17 protein-coding genes are annotated in these 20673 nt (G+C 63.6%); 10 read left to right on the top strand and 7 right to left on the bottom strand.

Going from position 1 to position 20673, the window contains the following annotated elements; genetic code table 11:
* On the top strand, positions 1 to 1995 hold the full coding sequence (tkt, locus tag C1N62_RS04350) for a transketolase (protein ID WP_137762473.1): 1995 nt from the start codon (positions 1 to 3) through the stop codon (positions 1993 to 1995).
* A gap of 63 nt (positions 1996 to 2058) precedes the next feature.
* Here tkt and C1N62_RS04345 read toward each other — a convergent pair whose 3' ends face one another.
* A complete protein-coding gene (locus C1N62_RS04345; RefSeq protein ID WP_240775726.1) occupies positions 2059 to 3117 on the bottom strand; it encodes a DUF1176 domain-containing protein in 1059 nt (352 codons plus the stop codon).
* Positions 3118 to 3395: 278 nt separating this feature from the next.
* Between C1N62_RS04345 and C1N62_RS04340 the strand changes: the two genes are divergently transcribed.
* Positions 3396 to 4628: a hypothetical protein gene (locus C1N62_RS04340; RefSeq protein ID WP_240775725.1), complete on the top strand. Its 1233-nt coding sequence runs from the start codon at positions 3396 to 3398 to the stop codon at positions 4626 to 4628.
* Positions 4629 to 4713: 85 nt separating this feature from the next.
* On the opposite strand, the gene C1N62_RS04335 is transcribed toward C1N62_RS04340, so the two are convergent.
* Both C1N62_RS04335 and nudK read right to left on the bottom strand, forming a co-directional pair.
* Positions 4714 to 6072 (bottom strand): sugar porter family MFS transporter, encoded by a 1359-nt coding sequence (locus C1N62_RS04335; protein ID WP_240775760.1) that lies wholly within the window; start codon positions 6070 to 6072, stop codon positions 4714 to 4716.
* A 660-nt stretch (positions 6073 to 6732) separates the two neighbouring features.
* Positions 6733 to 7308 carry a GDP-mannose pyrophosphatase NudK gene (nudK, locus tag C1N62_RS04330; protein ID WP_137762471.1) on the bottom strand — a complete coding sequence of 192 codons (576 nt, stop codon included), beginning with the start codon at positions 7306 to 7308 and terminating at the stop codon, positions 6733 to 6735.
* Between the two features lie 180 nt (positions 7309 to 7488).
* On the opposite strand from nudK, the gene narQ reads away from it, so the two are divergent.
* Positions 7489 to 9174 carry a nitrate/nitrite two-component system sensor histidine kinase NarQ gene (narQ, locus tag C1N62_RS04325; protein WP_137762470.1) on the top strand — a complete coding sequence of 562 codons (1686 nt, stop codon included), beginning with the start codon at positions 7489 to 7491 and terminating at the stop codon, positions 9172 to 9174.
* 150 nt (positions 9175 to 9324) lie between these two features.
* Positions 9325 to 9966, top strand: a complete 642-nt coding sequence (gene narL, locus C1N62_RS04320) for a two-component system response regulator NarL (RefSeq protein WP_137762469.1) — start codon at positions 9325 to 9327, stop codon at positions 9964 to 9966.
* On the opposite strand, the gene C1N62_RS04315 is transcribed toward narL, so the two are convergent.
* Positions 9963 to 10241 (bottom strand): helix-turn-helix domain-containing protein, encoded by a 279-nt coding sequence (locus C1N62_RS04315; protein ID WP_137762468.1) that lies wholly within the window; start codon positions 10239 to 10241, stop codon positions 9963 to 9965. The two genes, narL and C1N62_RS04315, sit on opposite strands and share 4 nt — an antisense overlap.
* 273 nt (positions 10242 to 10514) lie before the next feature.
* Between C1N62_RS04315 and acrD the strand changes: the two genes are divergently transcribed.
* Positions 10515 to 13649 carry a multidrug efflux RND transporter permease AcrD gene (gene acrD, locus C1N62_RS04310; RefSeq protein WP_137762467.1) on the top strand — a complete coding sequence of 1045 codons (3135 nt, stop codon included), beginning with the start codon at positions 10515 to 10517 and terminating at the stop codon, positions 13647 to 13649.
* Between the two features lie 196 nt (positions 13650 to 13845).
* On the opposite strand, the gene ypfM is transcribed toward acrD, so the two are convergent.
* Entirely contained in the window at positions 13846 to 13905 is a 60-nt protein-coding gene (ypfM, locus tag C1N62_RS23555; RefSeq protein WP_137764898.1) for a protein YpfM, read from the bottom strand.
* Positions 13906 to 14677: 772 nt separating this feature from the next.
* Between ypfM and C1N62_RS04300 the strand changes: the two genes are divergently transcribed.
* The 5 genes from C1N62_RS04300 (at position 14678) to C1N62_RS04280 (ending at position 17724) form a co-directional block, all read left to right on the top strand.
* Positions 14678 to 15214: a GNAT family N-acetyltransferase gene (locus C1N62_RS04300; RefSeq protein WP_137762466.1), complete on the top strand. Its 537-nt coding sequence runs from the start codon at positions 14678 to 14680 to the stop codon at positions 15212 to 15214.
* A 141-nt stretch (positions 15215 to 15355) separates the two neighbouring features.
* Complete coding sequence (locus C1N62_RS04295) at positions 15356 to 15736, top strand: ArsC family reductase (RefSeq protein WP_137762465.1); 381 nt, start codon at positions 15356 to 15358, stop codon at positions 15734 to 15736.
* Between the two features lies 1 nt (position 15737).
* Entirely contained in the window at positions 15738 to 16865 is a 1128-nt protein-coding gene (gene dapE / locus C1N62_RS04290) for a succinyl-diaminopimelate desuccinylase (protein WP_137762464.1), read from the top strand.
* Positions 16862 to 17536, top strand: coding sequence for a M15 family metallopeptidase (locus C1N62_RS04285; RefSeq protein WP_137762463.1), 675 nt, complete (start codon positions 16862 to 16864; stop codon positions 17534 to 17536). Before dapE ends, C1N62_RS04285 begins: the two co-directional genes overlap by 4 nt.
* 2 nt (positions 17537 to 17538) lie before the next feature.
* Positions 17539 to 17724 (top strand): YpfN family protein, encoded by a 186-nt coding sequence (locus C1N62_RS04280; protein ID WP_137762462.1) that lies wholly within the window; start codon positions 17539 to 17541, stop codon positions 17722 to 17724.
* 44 nt (positions 17725 to 17768) lie between these two features.
* Here C1N62_RS04280 and C1N62_RS04275 read toward each other — a convergent pair whose 3' ends face one another.
* Entirely contained in the window at positions 17769 to 19784 is a 2016-nt protein-coding gene (locus C1N62_RS04275; RefSeq protein ID WP_240775724.1) for a tRNA(Met) cytidine acetyltransferase TmcA, read from the bottom strand.
* A gap of 20 nt (positions 19785 to 19804) precedes the next feature.
* Positions 19805 to 20665: a neutral zinc metallopeptidase gene (locus C1N62_RS04270; RefSeq protein ID WP_137762461.1), complete on the bottom strand. Its 861-nt coding sequence runs from the start codon at positions 20663 to 20665 to the stop codon at positions 19805 to 19807.
* Positions 20666 to 20673 lie beyond the last annotated feature (8 nt).

The following is a 20673-nucleotide window of genomic DNA, read 5'->3' as shown; positions in this document are numbered from 1 at the left end:
ATGTCCTCTCGTAAAGAGCTTGCCAATGCCATCCGCGCGCTGAGCATGGATGGGGTGCAAAAAGCCAAATCCGGCCACCCCGGCGCCCCGATGGGGATGGCGGATATCGCCGAAGTGCTGTGGCGTGACTACCTGAACCACAACCCGGTCAACCCGCACTGGGCTGACCGTGACCGCTTCGTGCTCTCCAACGGCCACGGCTCAATGCTGATTTACAGCCTGCTGCACCTCACCGGCTATGACCTGCCGATTGAAGAGCTGGCCAACTTCCGCCAGCTGCACTCCAAGACCCCGGGTCACCCGGAGTATGGCTATACCGCGGGCGTTGAGACCACCACCGGCCCGCTGGGCCAGGGTATCGCCAACGCGGTGGGCATGGCGATTGCCGAGCGCACGCTGGCGGCGCAGTTCAACCGTCCGGGCCACGACATCGTTGACCACTACACCTACGCCTTCCTGGGCGACGGCTGCATGATGGAGGGGATTTCCCACGAAGTCTGCTCGCTGGCCGGCACCATGAAGCTTGGCAAGCTGGTGGCGTTCTATGACGACAACGGCATCTCCATCGACGGCCACGTCGAGGGCTGGTTCACCGACGACACCGCCGCCCGCTTTGAAGCCTACGGCTGGCACGTGGTGCGCGGCGTGGATGGCCACGACGCCGACGCCATCAAGGCGGCGATTGAGGAAGCGCGCCGCGTGACCGACAAGCCGTCGCTGCTGATGTGCAAGACCGTGATTGCCTTCGGCTCGCCGAACAAAGCTGGCACCCACGACGCGCACGGCGCGCCGCTGGGCGACGCTGAAGTGGCAGCCACCCGCGAGGCGCTGGGCTGGCACCACGGGCCGTTTGAGATCCCGCAGGACATCTATGCCCAGTGGGACGCCAAAGAGGCCGGTCAGGCGAAAGAGCAGGCGTGGAACGAGCAGTTCAGCGCCTACCAGCAGGCCCACCCGGAGCTGGCGGCCGAGTTCAGCCGTCGCCTGAACGGCGAGCTGCCAGCAGAGTGGCAGGCCCAGTCGGACGCCTTCATTGCCAACCTGCAGGCCAACCCGGCCAAGATTGCCAGCCGCAAGGCCTCGCAGAACGCGCTGGAAGCCTTCGGCAAACTGCTGCCGGAGTTCCTCGGCGGCTCCGCTGACCTGGCACCGAGCAACCTGACCATGTGGTCCGGCTCGACCTCGATTGGCGATGACCCGGCGGGCAACTACATCCACTACGGCGTGCGCGAGTTCGGCATGACCGCCATCACCAACGGTATCGCGCTGCACGGCGGCTTCCTGCCGTACTCCGCGACCTTCCTGATGTTCGTGGAGTACGCCCGCAACGCGGTGCGCATGGCGTCGCTGATGAAAATCCGCAACGTCTTTGTCTACACCCACGACTCCATTGGTCTGGGTGAAGACGGCCCGACCCACCAGCCGGTGGAGCAGCTGGCCAGCCTGCGCGTGACCCCGAACATGAGCACCTGGCGTCCGTGTGACCAGGTGGAGTCGGCGGTGGCATGGAAGTACGCCATCGAGCGCAACGACGGCCCGGCAGCGCTGATTTTCTCCCGCCAGAACCTGGCGCAGCAGCCGCGCACCGACGCCCAGCTGGCGGACATCGCCCGCGGCGGCTACGTGCTGAAAGACTGCGACGGCACGCCGGAGCTCATCCTGATTGCCACCGGCTCAGAAGTGGAGCTGGCGGTGAGCGCCTGCGAGCAGCTGACCGCCGAAGGCCGCCAGGTGCGTGTGGTCTCCATGCCGTCCACCGACGCCTTCGACAAGCAGGACGCGGCCTACCGCGAATCCGTGCTGCCGAAAGCGGTGAGCGCGCGGATTGCGATTGAAGCCGGTATCAGCGACTACTGGTACAAGTACGTCGGCCTCAACGGCGATGTGGTGGGCATGACCACCTTCGGCGAATCTGCCCCGGCGGAGAAGCTGTTTGAGCTGTTCGGCTTCACCACCGACAACGTGGTGAACAAGGCCCGCGCCCTGCTGGGCTGAGCCGTTCCCCGCTGACAGGCGCCCCACGGGGCGCCTTTTTTATGGGGGCGACGACTCCCTGCCCTACCCGCGCGTAGTCCACAGCAGCGGCCAGCCATGCTGGCTGACGCCGTCGCAGTGCGGCTCTGAACGGTACTCCGCCAGCACAAACTGCTTGCCGTCATAGATCCAGCGGCTCGACTCACCGCAATCGCCAATGCCTCGCCCCTTGGCATAGAGCGTCAGTTCACCCTTCGCCTCATCCATGTCCGCGTTGATCATCTCCGGCTCCAACGTCTGTGTGCCATTCAGCTTGAACGGCGCATTCAGTGCCAGCTCCTCCGCCTTAAACGGCGCGTGGCGGTTCGCCAGATAGGCCAGCGAGAAGAGGTTATAGGCCCCCATGTCGCAGTTCACCAGAATCAGCGCCCGATCGGCGCTGAGGGGCGTCAGGCGGATGTCGCGCTCGGACGGCTCCAGCGTGCAGTCATTGGCATCAATGTTGGTGGCGGCAAATTGCGTCAGGGCGGCGATCTCCGTCTCGGTCAACGGCTGCGGCAGGGCAAACACTGGTGCCTCCGGGGCCTGTGGCGCGGGCGGCACGCTCTCCGCCGGCTGGCTGCCGGGCTTCGTCCAGGCGGTGACGCTCTCCACCCGCCCCTGCTGGGCATCCATTGCCAGCAGCGCCGCCTTGAACCCCTTCAGCGACACCACCTGCCGCAGCTTGATCTTCTCTTCGCCGGAGAGGGTCAGTGCCGAGCCTTCGCGGATGCGGGCGATAAAGTCGGCCACCACCAGCGGGTTGTCCGCCAGCGTGAGGCGATCAGCGATCTGCCACTCACGCGGGTTGAGGCGCAGCACCTTGCCATCCAGCAGCAGGCGCGGCGCAATCGGCCGGGTGTCGCTGTCAGGAAACACCTCGCTCTGCTGGTTGTCCAGCCGCACCTCCGCCCGCCCCTGCGGCCCGGCCTCACGGCTGATCAACAGCACCAGCCCATTGTGATCATTAATATTGCGCGCCTGGCAACGGTTAAGGTTATCGCAACTGACCGTCCAGTCGCTGTAGTCCTGTTGCAGCGGATCGGCGGCGACCTGTAGGGCGGCCAGCAACAGCACAGAAAACGTGATTACTCTCAACATCATCCATTCTCGGTTGGAAAAGTGGGTTCCGATAATAGCCCAACCTTTTGACAGCTTGCCTGCCTTTCCCACGCATTTTCGGTGCGGCACGCAAATTAACCGGATTATTCTGCAAGCGCGTGAAATGTCTGGAAAGCATCGCGCAAACTTAAGCTTTGCCGATGCCACATCATTGCCGAGGTGGGCGGCAAGCGGCACAATGCTGCCCTGAGAAGCCAGGCTGTTATGCTGCCTGGGCAAGAGGCTGAGCATGGCCTGAGCAGGGTAAGAGGGAGTGAGCGATGAGAGAGGGGATCCGCCGGGGCATCCGGCTGGGGGCATGTGGCATGGCCGCAGCGATAGGGTTGCTGGCGGCGGCCGGGCTGCGCGCCGAGGAAGCGCCACAGGTCTATACCGGCACGCTGGGCGACCAATCCGTGGTCGTGGAGCTGGACCTAACCCAGCCAAACGAAGTGACAGGCCGCTACTTCTACCAGAAATACCACCTCGACCTGCCGCTGAGCGGCACGCTGGTGAACCATGACCTCAGCATGAGCGAGGGGCTGGACGCGCTGGATGACACGCCGCACCCGACCATCAGCCTACAACCCGCCGAACAGGGCTGGCAGGGGGAGTGGCGCAGCCCGCAGGGCAAAGTGTTGCCGTTGCAGCTCACGCAGGCCCACCCCACGGCCGCCGCGGGTGAGGACGCCTATCTGGCGACGCTGGCCGACAGCGATCCTTATGAGTACCTGCGCCTGCATGGGTTACGGTTGCAGCGCGACAAGCCACAGACGGTGATGGGCTACGCCATCCAGTGGTGGCGTGAGCCGCAATCTGGCATCCGGCTGTTTGAGATCCTCTCTGGCTACCCGCCGGCGCAACTGGAGGCGCTGAACCGCCAGCTGCGCGCCCGGCTATGGCAGGAGGTGGTGGATTACCATGCCTGCCAGCTGGGGGCCAGCCGTTTCGGCCAGGGGGAGTTCTCCCAGACCGTGACGCCCACCCTGCTCTCACCGGCGGTGGTCAGCGTCAGCGTGTTCACCAGCTATGACTGCGGCGGCGCACACCCGGACTTTGGCGACGCACCGCTGAACCTGAATGCGCAGACTGGCGAGAAGCTGGCGCTGGAGGATGTGCTCTGGCTGGGAGAGGGCAAGCCCTTCCACTACTTGTATGAGGAGAACAACTTCTACGACGGTGGACAGGATGCGAACGAAACCACGGACAGCGTCAGTTTTGATGACTACGCCGCCTACCGCAGCCATACGCTGGCCCCCTGGTTGGTGCGCCAATTCCAAACGCTCTACCCGGAACAGATGGCCGTGCCAGCAGAGGAGGATGAGGATGGCTGCAACTTCAGTGACCCGGAGATCTGGAACTTCCCGGCCTGGTACTTCACGCCGCAGGGCATCTGGTTTGGCCCCTCTTTCGCCCGCGTGATGCGCGCCTGCGAGGGGGAGAGCTGGTCGGTGCTGCCGTGGAAACAGATCACCGGCCACCCCGGTGGCGTGGCGCTGGCGCTACCGAAATAAGCCAACGCCCCCAGCGCGTGGCGCTGGGGGCGTCTGAGCCGCGTGCCCCCGGCTTACGCGCTGGGGGCAAGTGGTGCCATGCCCGTCAGTTGCCGATGTCGCGCAGCTTTTTGCCCGCCATCAGGTTGCGCTCGATGTGCTCCAGGGTGACGTTTTTGGTCTCTGGGATCAGCACAAAGGTGATCACCACGAACAGCACGTTGAGCGCGGCATAGAGCCAGAAAGTAGCCGCTGCGCCGATGCTGTTGAGCAGCGTCAGGAAGGTCGCGCCGATGATCATGTTGGCGACCCAGTTGGTGGTGGTGGAACAGGTGATGCCGAAGTCGCGGCTCTTCAGCGGCTGGATCTCGGAGCAGAGGATCCATACCACTGGCGCGGCGCTCATCGCGTAGCCAGCGATGCACATCATGGTCATGCCAACGGAGAGGTAGGAGAGGCCGCTGGAGCCGCTGCCACTGCCCATCTGTTGCAGGCAGAAGCCGAGCACCAGAGTGCCGATGGCGATCACCGAGAAGCCGATCTTCAGCGCCGGTTTTCGGCCCGCCTTGTCCACCATGCCGATGGCGATAAAGGTCGCCAGCACGAAGGTCAGGCCCACCACCACGGTCGCCATCATCTGCTCGTGGGTGGTGGTGAAGCCCGCCAGGCTGAAGATTTTTGGCGCGTAGTACATGATGACGTTCATGCCGGTAAACTGCTGCATCGCCTGAAGCAACATGCCGAGGAACACCGCGCGGCGGACGTTGGCGTTGGTTCTGAACAGCCCCCAGCCATTCTGTTTCAGCTTCAGGCTCTCGCGGATCTCGTTCAGCTCCTGACGCGCCTTCTCGGAGGTGTCGCGGAGCATGTTCAGCACCTGCTCCGCCTCCACATGCCGCCCCTTGGCCGCCAGCCAGCGCGGGCTGTTGGGCAGGAAGAACACCGCCACCAGCAGCACCAGCGCCGGAACGCAAAGCACACCGAGCATCGCGCGCCAGTTGCCGCTGGCGCTGAAGGCGGTGTCAGAGAGGAAGGCCAGCAGGATGCCGATTGTCACCATCAGCTGGTACATGGCGATCATCTTGCCGCGGATGTTCTCCGTGGCCATTTCAGAGAGGTAGAGCGGCGCGGTGTAGGAGGCGATGCCGACCGCAAAGCCGAGCAGCACCCGCGACAGCAGCAGCAACTCAATGCTGTGTGCCAGCGCTGAGCCAGCCGAGCCGAGCACAAACAGCAGCGCGCCGATCATCAGGCTGTATTTGCGCCCCAGCCGTGACGACAACCAGCCGTTTGCCAGCGCGCCCAGCGCCGCGCCAAGCATCATGGTGCTGACCACCCACTCCTGCAGGCGGCTGCTGAGGGTGAAGTGATCGGTAATGAAGGGCAGCGCGCCGGAAATGACGCCAATATCCAGCCCGAACAACAGGCCAGCCATCGCCGCCGCAAATGACACAAACAGGTTCATCAGGCGGGTGCGCTTCGCCGCGTCGTGGGGGCGCAGGTTGGCCTTGCCGGGGTAATCATGGGTAGCAGACATAACGTTCTCCGTAACAAATCATCGGCCGGTGCCGACAGCAGATTTACCGCATACGAGAACGCCACCCTACGGGCTGGCAGGGGGAAGGTGTGAGGCGCAGTCAGCTGTAAGTATTCACTTTTCTGCTATGGCGGGCGGTTTTGTGATAGAGCCATCACAAAAATATGGCTAAAAATGCGGTGGATATGGAGAGGTGTGCCGCGGGCAGGCGCGGCGGAGGGGGCCGTGGGCAGACGCGGTGAAGGGCGCAATGGACAGGCGCGGCGGAGGGTGCCGTAGACAGATGCGGTGGAGGGTGCAATGGACAGGCGCGACCGAGGGTGCCGCAGGCAGATGCAGTGAAGGGTGCAATGGACAGGCGCGGCGGAGGGTGCCGTGGGCAGATGCGGTGGAAGGTGTAATGGGCGGGCGCGACGAAGGGTGCCGCGGGCAGATGCGGTGAAGGGTGCAATGGACAGGCGCGGCGGAGGGTGCCGTGGACAGATGCGGTGGAGGGTGCAATGGACAGGCGCGACGAAGGGTGCCGTGGGCAGGCGCGGTGAAGGGTGCAATGGACAGGCGCGGCGGAGGGTGCCGCCGCGCCTGGCATCAGTTTAGCAGGCCCGCCAGACGGGCGTGTTGCAACAGCATGATGGTTTTGCCATCTTTGATGCGGCCGTCGCGCACCATCTCCAGCGCCTCTGGGAAGGGGATCTCCAGCACTTCAATGTCCTCATCCTCCACGCCGCCGCCCGCATGGGAGCGTAACGTCTCATGGTACTCCGCCGCGAAGAAGTGGATAAGCTCCGTTACGCCGCCCGGCGACATGTAAGCCTCAAACAGCTTCTGCACCTCGCCGACCACGTAACCAGTCTCCTCTACCGCCTCTTTGCGGATGCAATCCTCCGGCGAATCGTCATCCAGCAAACCGGCGCACGCCTCCAGCAACATGCCATCCCGGTTGCCGTTGACGTAGGTCGCCATGCGGAACTGGCGGATCAGCACCACGCTGTTCTTCTCGCGGTTGTAGAGCAGGATGGTGGCCCCGTTGCCGCGGTCATAGACCTCGCGCTTGTGCTCCACCTTGCTGCCGTCCGCCTTCTCCAGCTGGTAGGTATAGTTGCGCAGCACAAACCAGTTGTCTGACAACACCTTATTCTTCAAAACCTCAATTTTCGCCGCCATGATACTCCCCGGTTTAGCGCGTTGACTCTCCCCATGATAAGCGCCGCCCACGTCAGATACCAGCGGCCCGCATCCCGGCGGCAGCGCCGTTATCTGAAAGTAAACAAAAGGTTAAATAAAATCTGAAGCAGGATACTATTTTAATTAAAATACGCTTTTATCTCTGCGCCGGGGGTCAGGGTGACAGTCAAACGCTCGCTTATACGCTCACTGGCCGGGGTGTTCCTCGGCATCGCCCTGCTGAGCGCTCTGACCACCAGCCTGGCCGTGGTCACGCTGTTTGGCAGCCTGCGTGACGCTGAGGCGGTCAATATCGCCGGATCGCTGCGGATGCAGAGCTACCGGCTGGCCTACGAGTTGAGTGCGGATGCGCCAGCGCTGGAGGCGCATCTGGCGCTCTACCGCCAGACGTTGGCGTCACTGCCGCTGCATGAGCGGCCGCACATCTGGGTGCCGGACGAGGTGCGGCAACACTACCAGCGCCTGCGTCAGGCATGGGCACCGCTGGAGGCCGCCGCCCTCGCCCGCCAGCCGGCACGTTACCAGTACCTGCTCGACGGCTATATCGCCGAGATCAATGACTTTGTGCTGGCGTTGCAGCAAAACGACGAGCGGAAGCTGACGGGCGTGGCGGTCGTCAGTTTGGCCGGGTTTGTCGCTACCCTGCTGTTGCTGCTGTTCTCGCTGCACTTCTTGCGCCGCCGGGTGGTGGCGCCGCTTAATAAGCTGGTGGACGCCAGCCTGACGATGCAGCACGGCGAGTTCCGCTTCCCGCCGCTGGAGACCACGCTGCATAACGAGCTGGGGCTGCTCTCCGCCACCTTCCAGCGCATGTCGGACGAGCTGTCGCGCCTCTATCACTCGCTGGAGCATAAGGTGCATGAGAAGACCGCCGACCTGACGCGCGCCAACCGCACGTTGGAGGTGCTGTTTGACTGCTCGCAGGCGCTGAGCGGCGGCCAGTTGGATCGCCCGCGCTTTCAGCGGGTGCTGGATATTGTTTGCCGCACCGAGAGCCTGCAGGTACTGCGCCTGACGGTGCAGGAGGGCGGCGGCAGTTGGGAGCTGACCAGCGGCACGCCGCAGGCCGGGCTGCGCTGGCACCATCTGCCGATCCAGCAGGAGGGGCGTGAGATTGGCCGGCTCGACTGGCAGAGCCAGCAACCGCTGACCCATCCGCAACTGATGGCGAACGTGGCGGACATGCTGGCGCGCGGGGTATTTTTCAACTACGCCCAGAAGCAGCAGGTACAGCTGCTGTTGATGGAGGAGCGCGCCACCATCGCCCGCGAACTGCATGACTCGCTGGCGCAGGCGCTCTCGTTCCTGCGCATCCAGCTGACGCTGCTGAAACGCAGCCTGCCAGACGCCGCGCCGCCAGCACAGGCGATTGTCGCGGAACTGGAGCAGGGGCTGGCGGACGCCTACCAGCAACTGCGTGAGCTGCTAGCCACCTTCCGGCTGACCATCCAGGAGTCGTCACTGGAGGAGGCGCTGCGGCAGATGCTCGTGCCGTTGCAGGCCCAGAGCACGGCGGCGCTGCGCCTTGACTGCGCCCTGCCCTCCCAGTCACTCAACGCCCAGCAACAGGTGCACGCCTTGCAGATTGTGCGCGAGGCGGTGCTCAATGCCATCAAACATGCGGCGGCGACGTCGATTGAGATTGTCTGTCGCCCCGATGATGCGCACGCCAACATGATTACCATCCGTGATGACGGCATCGGCATGATGAGCACGGAGGAGCCAGAGGGGCACTATGGCCTCGATATCATGCATGAACGGGCGCGGAAACTGGGCGGGGAGCTGGCGATCGGGCCAGCCGAGGGCGGCGGCACCGAGGTGCGGCTGCGCTTTCCCCGGCGGTAAATATCTGGAATATGGCCCGCTGGCAGGTGAAAGCTGCAATTTCACCCTATGGTTGTTATTGGGGGATGGGCCATTTCCCCCTTCACCTGCGGTAAAGGCATCCCGGCGCCCCCCGACTGTGCACCGCGCCATCCCTGGAGAAACGCTTTTATGGTGAACCATACCCATACCGTCATGATTATTGATGACCACCCGCTGATGCGCCGCGGTATCAAACAGCTGCTGGAGCTGGATCCTGCCTTTCGCGTGGTGGCGGAGGCGAGCAGCGGCAGCGAGGCGCTGGCGCTGGTGGCACGCAACGCGCCTGACCTGATTTTGCTCGATTTGAACATGAAGGGCATGTCGGGGCTCGACACCCTGAAGGCGCTGCGCAGTGACGGCGTTGCGGCGCGCATCATTGTGCTGACGGTTTCGGACGCGCGTAGCGACGTCTATGCGCTGGTGGATGCTGGCGCGGATGGCTACCTGCTGAAAGACAGCGAGCCGGAGGTGCTGCTGGCCAACCTCCACCGCGCGGCGGAGGGGGAAGGTGTGTTCAGTGAGGTGGTAGCGGAGTATCTGGCGTCACGTGGCGAGCAGGCAGATCCGTTCGCCACGCTGACCGAGCGTGAGCTGGATGTGTTGCAGGAGGTGGCGCGCGGCCTCTCCAACAAACAGGTGGCCGCGCGGCTCTCGATCTCCGAGGAGACGGTGAAGGTGCATATCCGCAACCTGCTGCGCAAGCTGGACGTGCGCTCGCGCGTGGCGGCGACGGTGCTCTGGCTGGCGCACCACAAGCCGTCGCAGGGTTAGCCGATGGCCTCCAGCAACTGGTCATGGTGGCGATCGATCCACTCGCTGTCCAGCGGCCCCCAGCCCTCCAGCTGGTAGTAGCCATCGTTGTTGCGCACCCCCTGCTGGATGAACTTCAGCTCCACCCCCATCCCCGGCAGCGCCTTCAGCACATCCTGCAAGGTGCGCCGCGGCCAGCCGGTCAGAGCCATCAGGCGCGGGACATTGGGCCGCTCCTGATGGCTGATCAGCCAGCAGAGGTAGAGGCGGCGAGCAAAAACAGAATTGAGCGGCATGGCAGACTCCCTTTGGACCCTAAATATTCATTATGACACCATCCCGCGCTCCCTGCTGGCCTCGCCTGATGCGAGGGTTACCGCCGTGCCAGACGGCCGGGGTGCGCGGTTTTATTTACATGATCTCCTTATTTTCTCCACGCTTTGGCAAGGTGCGGCGCGTAAAGTGCAAGAGAGCCGGGCGCCGCCCCGGCCGGGCTCCGTTCGCCCAAGGCAGGGCGCAGTGCGTCGGGCCGTCTCCTTCAGCCGGCGTGATAGTGAGGTTCTCTACAGATGCCCAATTTTTTCATTGACCGGCCCATTTTTGCCTGGGTGCTGGCCATTATCCTCTCCCTGTGTGGGGCGCTGGCGATCATGTCATTGCCGGTGGAGCAGTACCCCGATCTGGCCCCGCCCAATATCCGCATCACCGCCAACTACCCCGGCGCCTCGGCGCAGACGCTGGAGAATACCGTCACGCAGGTGATTGAGCAGAACATGACCGGGCTGGACAACCTGATGTACATGGCCGCCGACAGCAGCAACACCGGGCAGGCGCGGGTGACCCTCACCTTTTTGGCGGGCACCGATCCAAATGAGGCGATGCAGCAGGTGCAGAACCAGCTACAGGCGGCGTTGCGGCGGCTGCCGCAGGAGGTGCAGCAGCAGGGGGTGACGGTCACCAAGACCGGCGACACTAACCTGATGATGGTGGCCTTTGTCTCCACCGACGGCAGCATGGATAAGCAGGATATCGCCGACTACGTTGCCACCAACCTCCAGGACCCGCTGAGCCGGGTGAATGGCGTCGGCAGCATTGACGCCTACGGCTCGCAGTATGCGATGCGCATCTGGCTCAACCCGGACAAGCTGACCGACTACCAGCTCACCACCGCCGACGTGGTGGACGCCATCAGCGAGCAGAACAGCCAGGTGGCGGTCGGCCAGCTGGGCGGCGTGCCCTCGGTGGAGGCGCAGGCGCTCAACGCCACCATCAACGCCCAGTCACAGTTGCAGACGCCAGCGCAGTTCCGCGACATCACATTGCGCGTCAATCAGGATGGCTCCGTGGTCAGGCTGGGTGACGTGGCGCAGGTGGAGCTGGGGGCGGAGAAGTATGACTACCTCAGCCGCTACAACGGTATGCCCGCCTCCGGCATGGGCGTGAAGCTGGCGTCGGGTGCCAACGAGCTGGAGACCGACAAGCTGGTGCGCGCGCGCATTGAGGAGCTGTCGCACTACTTCCCGCACGGGCTGGAGGCCAAGATCGCCTACGAGACCACCCCTTTCGTTAAGGCTTCTATCCACGATGTGGTCAAGACGCTGTTTGAGGCGATCCTGCTGGTATTCTTGGTGATGTACCTGTTCCTGCAAAATTTCCGCGCCACCCTGATCCCGACCATTGCGGTGCCGGTGGTGCTGCTCGGCACCTTTGCCGTGCTCTACCTGTGCGGCTTTAGCATCAATACCCTCACCATGTTTGCGATGGTGCTGGCGATTGGCCTGCTGGTGGATGACGCGATTGTGGTGGTGGAGAACGTCGAGCGGGTGATGAGTGAGGAGGGACTGGACCCGCGCGCCGCCACCCGCAAGTCGATGGGGCAGATCCAGGGAGCATTGGTGGGCATCGCGCTGGTGCTGACGGCGGTGTTCGTGCCGATGGCCTTCTTCGGCGGCACCACCGGGGCCATCTACCGGCAGTTCTCGCTGACCATCGTCTCCTCGATGGTGCTGTCGGTGCTGGTGGCGCTGATCCTCACCCCGGCGCTCTGCGCCACCCTGCTCAAACCGGTCAAGCCGGGCCATGCGCCGCGGCGCGGGTTCTTCGGCGGCTTCAACCGCGCCTTTGATCGGGCGGTGCAGCGCTATGAGCGCGGCGTCGGTGTGGTGCTCAAGCGCAGCCTGCGCTTCATGCTGATCTACCTGCTGCTGATTGGCGGGCTGGTCTGGCTGTTCATCACACTGCCCACCTCCTTCCTGCCGCAGGAGGATCGCGGCGTGTTCACCGTGCAGGTGCAGTTGCCGGTCGGCAGTACCCAGCAGCAGACGGTGAAGGTGGTGGAGAAGGTGGAGCACTACTTCCTGACCAAAGAGAAGGGGCCGGTGCAGTCGGTGTTCGCCACCGTGGGTTCCGGGCCGGGCGGCAACGGGCAGAACGTGGCGCGGCTGTTTGTGCGGCTGGCGGACTGGGACGCGCGCGGCGCGGAGAACACCGCCGACGCCATCATCGACCGCGCCACCCGCGCCTTCAGCCAGATCAATGAGGCGCGGGTGATCGCCAGTAGCCCGCCAGCCATCAATGGGCTGGGCAACTCCGCTGGCTTTGACATGGAGCTGCAAGACCACGGCGGGCTGGGCCACGAAGGGCTGATGCGCCTGCGCGATGAGCTGCTGGATCTGGCTGGCAAGCAGCCGGATTTGGCGCGGGTGCGCCACAATGGGCTGGATGACAGCCCGCAGTTGCAGGTGGACATTGACCAGCACAAGGCGCGGGCGCTGGGCGTGTCGGTGGATGACATCAATGACACGCTGAAAACCGCCTGGGGCTCGACCTACGTCAATGACTTCGTGGATCGTGGCCGGGTGAAGAAGGTCTATGTGCAGTCGGCGGCGCGCTTCCGCATGTTGCCGGAGGACATCAACCGCTGGTATGTGCGCAACACGGCTGGCAGCATGGTGCCCTTCTCCGCCTTCGCCACCAGCCACTGGACTTATGGCTCGCCGCGTCTGGAGCGCTACAACGGCTACGCCGCGCTGGAGATTGTTGGTGAGGCGGCACCGGGCGTCAGTACCGGCACGGCAATGGACACCATGGAGCGGCTGGTGCGCCAGCTGCCGGGCGGCGCCGGGCTGGAGTGGACCGGCATGTCCTATCAGGAGCGTCTCTCCGGCTCGCAGGCACCGGCGCTCTATGTGCTGTCGCTGCTGGTGGTGTTCCTCTGTCTGGCGGCGCTCTATGAGAGCTGGTCGATCCCCTTCTCGGTGATGCTGGTGGTGCCGCTGGGGGTGATTGGCGCGGTGGCCGCCACCTGGCTGCGCGGGCTGGAGAATGACGTCTACTTTCAGGTGGGGCTGCTGACCATCATCGGCCTGTCGGCCAAGAACGCCATTTTGATCGTGGAGTTCGCCAATGAGCTGAACCAGAAGGGACAGGATCTGCTGGCGGCCACCCTTGAGGCGTCACGGATGCGGCTGCGGCCGATTTTGATGACTTCGCTGGCCTTTATCTTCGGCGTGTTGCCGATGGCCATCAGCCACGGCGCTGGCTCCGGCAGTCAGCACGCTGTCGGCACCGGCGTGATCGGTGGGATGATCACCGGCACCTTCCTGGCAATCTTCTTTGTGCCGCTGTTCTTTGTGCTGGTGCGCCGCCGCTTCCCCGGCAAGCGCCCGGTGCGTGATACGGCAGAGGAGAAACCCGCGCCCTGATGCCCATAAAAAAGGGCCGCACTAAGCGTGCGGCCCTTTTGGGTCATAACTTCTCATTCATAAAACTTTTCATTCATAAAACAAGAGAGCGTGTGCTGTGAGTGGCTTTATTAAAAAATGTTTTTAAAAAGTTATCCCTTTCGGGATAATAGATCTCAGACGTAACGGCCTATCTTGTTATTACTTCATCGCTGCGTTACTTGCGCAACATCTCTTCGATGAAATCTTTCCAGTTACTGACTTCTTGCTCAACCATAACAACCTCACTGATAAACTGAGGGCGATTCTACGCGCGTTTTTTAACCTTGTGAATCCCCCTGAACAACTATTTATCGCTATTTTTAGCGATGGGTTTGATAGCCATCACACCCCTATTCCGGGCTGAGCACTTTAAGTTATTTATCCCTGAAAACTGATAGCCAAAGGCGTTTAAGCGGCTATTTTTGGGTATTTGTTCATTAAATTTTAATTAATTGTTAAATTTTTTAACAACCCCTACCACCTCCTGCGAATGGGCACTCCCGCTGGTTGAAACCGTTCAACTTGTGATCATTTGGTATTTTAAATGGTTAAAATGCGTACTATAAGCATAGTATCTGGATAGACCAGCTGGGCCACGCATTTTATCGTTGCCAGATGCCTGTCAGGATGATTTTATAAAACCGGCCCGTTGCCTTGCGCCCCTTGGTCTGTTCACGGCCTGTTTTCTTTTCCTGTTAACTTAATACCCATTATAGGGTAATTCCCGGCAGCCATGTATTTATTGGTGTATCACTGCCATTTAATGAGCCTATTAAAAAAGAGATTAATTATATTAAACCCACGTGTTAAATATAAATAACCCCATTTATTCCAGCGTGACCTTTCATTATTTCCACTCTTTTATTGCCTTCCATCAGGCGCGCACTTTTTCCAGACAAATCAAGGCAGCGACTTTTTGTCAGAGGATTTTCTTATGATAGATTCCCGTTGCCGGGCGTCGCTGAAATATCTTACTCTGGCCTCTCCTTAACGGTACGGAAACCCTTATGAGCCACTCTGACGCCATCCTCGTTACCCCTGCCCAACCGCACCACTTCACGGCCATCCAACAGATTTATGCCCACCATGTGCTCTATGGGCTGGCCTCCTTTGAAACCACGCCGCCGGACAGCGCTGAGCTGTTGGCGCGTTACCAGAAGGCGCAGGAGAGTGGCTTGCCGTGGTGGGTGGCGCTGGCCGACGGGCACGTATTGGGCTACTGCTACCTCGCGCCCTACCGCCCGCGCGCGGCCTATCGCTATACGGTGGAGGATTCGGTCTACGTGCACCATGAGGCGGCGGGCCGCGGCGTCGGCAAACAACTGCTGGCGACGGCGATTGCCTGGGCGGAGCAGCAGGGCTACCGGCAGATGGTGGCGAACATCGGCAACAGCGAGAACCATGCCTCGCTGGGGCTGCACCGATCGCAGGGATTTTGCATCGCTGGCACCCTGCGCGCCGTGGGGCTGAAGCATGGCCGCTGGCTGGATACGGTGCTGATGCAGCGTGAACTGGGCGCGGCCGATCGCACCCTGCCGGAGTGAGCAACCGGTAGATTGCCGCCGCGCCGCCGCTGTGGCTGGAAAGCCCCGCCATTTTGCCGCATTATGTGGAGATGCCGGGCTGGCCGCGCATCTGCGGGCGCGCCGCTCTATGTTGATCCTTCGTTATAGGTAATTGTTTTCATGGCAGAGTCCACCACCGCCCCCCTCCTCACCCTCTATGGCATAAAAAATTGCGACACGGTAAAAAAGGCCCGCCGCTGGCTGGACGAACAGCAGGTCGCTTACCGTTTCCATGACTACCGGGCAGATGGCCTGACCACCGAGATGCTGGAGCGCTTTGTTGCCCAGCAGGGCCATGAGGCGCTGCTCAATACCCGCGGCACCACCTGGCGCAAATTGGGCGAGGCCGAGCGCCTCTCCATCACTGACGCGACCACCGCCATCCAGCTGATGCTGGCGCAGCCAGCGGTGATCAAGCGCCCGCTGCTGGTGAGCGGCGATCGCTCCCTGCTGGGCTTTGATGCCGGGCGTTATCAGCAATTCGTGGTTGAGGAGCAATAAGATGACATGTCCGGTCATTGATCTGGCGCAGCAACTGATCAAGCGCCCCTCCCTCAGCCCTGACGATGCAGGCTGTCAGGCCATTTTGATTGCGCGGTTGCAGGCGCTCGGCTTTATCGTGGAGCCGATGCACTTCGGCGATACCCAGAATTTCTGGGCGTGGCGCGGCGAGGGCAAGACGCTGGCGTTTGCCGGCCATACTGACGTGGTGCCCGCGGGCGATGAGTCACGCTGGATCAACCCACCGTTTGAGCCAACCATCCGCGACGGCATGTTGTTTGGCCGTGGCGCGGCAGACATGAAAGGCTCGCTGGCGGCGATGGTGGTGGCGGCGGAGCGCTTTGTGCAGAGCCACCCGCACCACCGCGGCCGGTTGGCCTTCCTGATCACTTCGGACGAAGAGGCCAGCGCCACCCACGGCACCGTGAAGGTGGTGGAGGCGCTGATGGCGCGGCAGGAGCGCCTCGACTACTGTCTGGTCGGTGAGCCTTCCAGCACCGAGCGCGTCGGTGACGTGGTGAAGAATGGGCGGCGCGGCTCGATGACCGCCAACCTCTATATCCACGGCGTACAGGGGCATGTCGCCTACCCGCATCTGGCGGACAACCCGGTGCACCGCGCCATGCCAGCGCTGAATGAGCTGGTGGCGACCGAGTGGGATCAGGGCAACGAATTTTTCCCGCCCACCAGTATGCAGATTGCCAACGTGCAGGCAGGCACCGGCAGCAACAACGTTATTCCCGGCGAATTCTTCGTGCAGTTCAACTTCCGCTTCAGCACCGAGCTGACGGATGAGCTGATCAAGCAGCGCGTGCAGGCGCTGTTGGAGAAGCACCAACTGCGCTACACCATTGAGTGGAAAGTCTCCGGCCAGCCCTTCCTGACCGCGCGCGGCGAGCTGGTGGATGCAGTGGTGAAGGCGGTCGAGCACTACAATGAGCTGTCCCCGAAGCTGGAGACCACCGGCGGCACCTCTGATGGCCGCTTTATCGCCCGCATGGGTGCGCAGGTGGTGGAGCTGGGGCCGGTAAACGCCACCATCCACAAGATCAATGAGTGCGTGAATGCGGCTGACCTGCAACTGCTGAGCCGCATGTACCAGCGCATCATGGAGCATCTCATCGCATGATCAGCGACGAGATGCTGACTGGCCGCAGCGAGGCGCACCTCGCGCCGCTCAGCGGCCCGCACCGCCTGCAACCGGAGGCGGTGCAGGCGTTCCTACGCCTGCAACAGGCCGCGGCGGCGGCGGGCTTCGATCTGCAACCGGCCAGTACGTTTCGTGACTTCGATCGGCAACGCGCCATCTGGAATGGCAAATTCCACGGCGAGCGGCCACTATTGGATCACCAGAGCCAGCCGCTGGAGGCGCTGGCGCTGGATGTCCCGGCGCGCTGCGAGGCGATCCTGCGCTGGTCGGCACTGCCCGGCACCAGCCGCCACCACTGGGGCACCGATCTGGATATCTACGATCCCTCGCGGCTGCCTGACGGACAACGGTTGCAGCTGGAGCCGTGGGAGTACCTGCCCGGCGGCTATTTTGCCCCGCTGACCGCCTGGCTGACCGCGCACATGGCCGAGTATGGCTTCTACCGCCCCTTTACCGAGGATCGCGGCGGGGTGGCGGTGGAACCCTGGCACCTGAGCTACCGCCCGCTGGCTGCGCCGCTTGAGGCAAGGCTGACGCCGGAGACGGTGGTTGCGGCCTGGCAGGGCAAGGATGTGGCGGGGGCCGACTGGCTCTGCGCCAATATTGATAGGCTGTTTACGCGTTTTATACGCACGACGCACGGAGAGTAACTATGCACTGGATAGCCGATTACTGGTGGGTTTTCCTGATTATTCTGGTGGGGATCATCCTCAACGGCATCAAAGAGTTACGCCGACTGGATCACAAGCGTTTCCTGAATAACAAACCGGAAATCCCTCCCCACCGCGACAACAACGCGCAGTGGGATGATGAAGACGACTGGCCAAAGAAAAAGTAACCCTCAGGGGCGGCGCTAGCCGCCCCTTTTCATTTCTGGCTTCTTCAGTCGCCTGCCGCCCACATCTGCCACTGCTGGCATTGCGCGTTATCCAGCGCGGTCAGCGCCGTGGCCGTCTCCTCGCGCCAGCGGGCCAGCAGTGCCTTGCGCCCCGCCAGTGCCAGCTGTTGCGCCAGCAGCGGCGGCGTGATCCCCTGTTGCAGGTGCGCCCGCAAGGCTGGCAGTGGCAACGCGCTGTGCCGCAGCAGGCGCTGGAGCGCGCCGAGGCTCGCCTCCAGCGGCCGGTGGGCGAAGGCAAAACCGGCCAGTTCGCGCCAATCCTCCTGATCAAAGCCCTGATCCCCGCTCGCCAGCGTCAGGTCAAGCTCCCGGCTGGCGGGCTGCCACGGCCAGTCACGCGCCAGCCGCCGCCCCGCCTCATGCGCCAGCGCCTCCCCTGCCGCCGAAAGCGGCAGCAGCGCCATTGCCGCGTAGCAACCGCTGCTCGCCTCACGCTGTGTGCCAATGCGCGCCAGCTGGAAGCCGCAGCGCTGCCAGAAGGCCCAGAGCGCCGGGGTGTAGCCGAAGCTGACGGAGAGTGCATCCAGCCCGCTGGCGGCGGCCCGAGCTACCTGCTCGGCCACCAGCCGTTGCCCCAGCCCCTGTCGGCGCAGGCCGGGCTGCACCGCGATGCGGCTGATGCGGCGCGAACGCAGCAGCGGCGCGCGCCACTGGCCGCCGTGGGCCGCCAGCGACTGGGCGATCAGGTTGCCGCGCGGCCGACGGCGGCCAGCCCACACCTCGCGCGCCAGTGGCTCCGCCAGCCCGCCCTCCTCCACCAGCCAGAGCGCGCCGCATACATTTTCGCCCTGGCAAGCGGCAATAAAGTGCTGGCCGGGCGCATCCAGCAGGCGTCGCAGGTCAAGCGGCGTGGTGCGGTAGTGGGCGGCGGAGAGCAGGCCGTAGAAACTGGCCAGCAGCGCCGGGCGTGCCAGCCAGTCGGACTGTGCGACGGTGATAAGCGTAGGCGGTGGCGCGGGGGCGGCCGCGGCGGGCGCGGTCTCCTCGCCCATCAGCAGCACCCGATCCAGCAGGCGCTCGAGCGGATCGTGTTCCGCCCAGCGGATCGGGCTGGTGAGCCGCAGATCGTGCCAGAGCGGCAGCTCGGCGCAGAATTTCAGCAGGAAGCCGCGCCCGGTGCCCTCATACCCCTGCACGGTGGTGGTGAGCAGCACGCGCGGAAAGTGGCGGATCAGCGCATGTAACAGCGGCGCGGGGATGGCGGCCGCCTCATCCACCAGCAGCCAGTCGACGTCCGGCGCTTGCTGGCGGCAGGCCGCCAGCAGGGCGTCCGGTGCCATAAACGGCAGCGCCTCGCCGGCCCAGCGGCTGAGCGTGGCGGCGGCCTGCCGGCTCGGGGCGGTCAACAGGCAGCGCGTGGGGGCCTGCGCCGCCAGCATCCCCGCCAGTGCCGATTTGCCGCGCCCGCGCGCCGCTGTCACTACCCAGACACCCGGCCCGGCGGTGCGCAGGCGCGCCAACAGCGCGTGCTGACAGGGGGTCGGCTCGCCCTGCGGCGGTTGCCATGCCGGGCGGGCGTGCCAGTCAGGCAGGCGCAATGGCTCGCCCTGCCGCCAGAGCAGGCTCTCGCGCTCCTGCAACAGTAGCTGGCCAAGGTGGGTAACAAAGTGGGGGGTGGCGATGGGCTGGGGCTGTTCGCTCCAGCGCAGGGTGTCGCGATCGGGCTGCTGCGGCCAGCGTTGCCAGGGCGGCACCAACAGCAGCAGCCAACTGCCTGCGGCCAGTGAGCCAGCCAGTGCGGCCAGCGCATCCGCTGCCAGCCCGTCACAGGCATCAAAGACCGCATGTTGCCGCTCGCTGCCGAGCAGCTGGCGGGCCTGCTCCGGCGGCAGCGCGCCCGGCAGGGCCGGGTCAGCGGAGATCCAGAGCACCTCCTGTGCCAGCGCCGCCATCAACGCCTGCGCCTGTGCCACGCACCACGCCCGCTCGCCGCTGATCACCAGCAGCCGCCGAATACCGGCGTGCTGCATCGCCCGCTGTGCCTCCACCCACTCTCTCATCTTGCCCTGCCCGCTCAGCCTTACTGGGCGGCAAAGGTATCACAATCCTTGTAGTTCCCGCTGTCAAAACCGCGCTTGAACCAGCTGTAGCGCTGCTCCGAGGTGCCGTGGGTAAAGCTGTCCGGCACCACGCGCCCCTGACTCTGCTGTTGCAGCCGGTCGTCACCAATCGCCTGCGCGGCGTTCAGTGCTTCCTGCACGTCGCCCGCTTCCAGCACGTTCTGCTGCTGCATCGCATGGCCCCAGACGCCAGCGAAGCAGTCAGCCTGCAACTCCAGCTTCACCGACAAACGGTTGACCGCCACCTCAGAGGCGCCCTGCTGCATCTGGCGCACGCGGCGCTCAATGCCGAGCAGGTTCTGCACGTGGTGGCCCACCTCATGCGCCACCACGTAGCCCTGCGCAAAGTCGCCATCCGCGCCCAGCTTGTCGCGCATCTCCTGATAGAAGGAGAGATCGATGTAAACAGTGCTGTCAGCCGGGCAGTAGAACGGCCCCATTACTGACTGGCCGGTGCCGCAGCCGGTGCGGGTGGCACCGCGATACATCACCAGTTTGGGCTGGCGGTACTGCTGGCCGGACTGCTCGAAAATGGTGCCCCAGGTGTCTTCGGTGGAGGCCAGAATCACCGAGGTGAATTTTGCCAGCTCATCATCCTGCGGGCTGATGTTGCTCTGCTGGCTCTGGGTCAGCCCCTGTCCGCCGCCGCCCAGCAATGGGGTGAGGTCAATGCCGTAGTAGCCCGCCACCAGCACCACCACCACGATCAGGATGCCGCCCTTGCCGCCAATCGGCACGCGGAACCCGCCCCCACCACCGCCGCCGCCCTCGCCGCGCCGGTCTTCAACATTGTCGCTCTCTCGTCTCCCTTGCCAACGCATAAAATGTG

Origin of the sequence: Nissabacter sp. SGAir0207 (assembly GCF_005491205.1) — a bacterium.
Classification (GTDB): Bacteria; Pseudomonadota; Gammaproteobacteria; order Enterobacterales; family Enterobacteriaceae; genus Chimaeribacter.
The sequence above is the reverse complement of the archived record's forward strand: the minus strand, read 5'-3'. Positions and strand labels throughout refer to the sequence as shown.

Bases quoted from the DNA above. Each gene is read 5' to 3' on its own strand.
- tkt (WP_137762473.1), top strand. From the start codon at position 1: ATGTCCTCTCGTAAAGAGCTTGCCAATGCCATCCGCGCGCTGAGCATG.
- C1N62_RS04345 (WP_240775726.1), bottom strand. From the start codon at position 3,117: ATGATGTTGAGAGTAATCACGTTTTCTGTGCTGTTGCTGGCCGCCCTA.
- C1N62_RS04340 (WP_240775725.1), top strand. From the start codon at position 3,396: ATGAGAGAGGGGATCCGCCGGGGCATCCGGCTGGGGGCATGTGGCATG.
- C1N62_RS04335 (WP_240775760.1), bottom strand. From the start codon at position 6,072: ATGAACCTGTTTGTGTCATTTGCGGCGGCGATGGCTGGCCTGTTGTTC.
- nudK (WP_137762471.1), bottom strand. From the start codon at position 7,308: ATGGCGGCGAAAATTGAGGTTTTGAAGAATAAGGTGTTGTCAGACAAC.
- narL (WP_137762469.1), top strand. From the start codon at position 9,325: ATGGTGAACCATACCCATACCGTCATGATTATTGATGACCACCCGCTG.
- C1N62_RS04315 (WP_137762468.1), bottom strand. From the start codon at position 10,241: ATGCCGCTCAATTCTGTTTTTGCTCGCCGCCTCTACCTCTGCTGGCTG.
- acrD (WP_137762467.1), top strand. From the start codon at position 10,515: ATGCCCAATTTTTTCATTGACCGGCCCATTTTTGCCTGGGTGCTGGCC.
- C1N62_RS04300 (WP_137762466.1), top strand. From the start codon at position 14,678: ATGAGCCACTCTGACGCCATCCTCGTTACCCCTGCCCAACCGCACCAC.
- C1N62_RS04295 (WP_137762465.1), top strand. From the start codon at position 15,356: ATGGCAGAGTCCACCACCGCCCCCCTCCTCACCCTCTATGGCATAAAA.
- dapE (WP_137762464.1), top strand. From the start codon at position 15,738: ATGACATGTCCGGTCATTGATCTGGCGCAGCAACTGATCAAGCGCCCC.
- C1N62_RS04285 (WP_137762463.1), top strand. From the start codon at position 16,862: ATGATCAGCGACGAGATGCTGACTGGCCGCAGCGAGGCGCACCTCGCG.
- C1N62_RS04280 (WP_137762462.1), top strand. From the start codon at position 17,539: ATGCACTGGATAGCCGATTACTGGTGGGTTTTCCTGATTATTCTGGTG.
- C1N62_RS04275 (WP_240775724.1), bottom strand. From the start codon at position 19,784: ATGAGAGAGTGGGTGGAGGCACAGCGGGCGATGCAGCACGCCGGTATT.
- C1N62_RS04270 (WP_137762461.1), bottom strand. From the start codon at position 20,665: ATGCGTTGGCAAGGGAGACGAGAGAGCGACAATGTTGAAGACCGGCGC.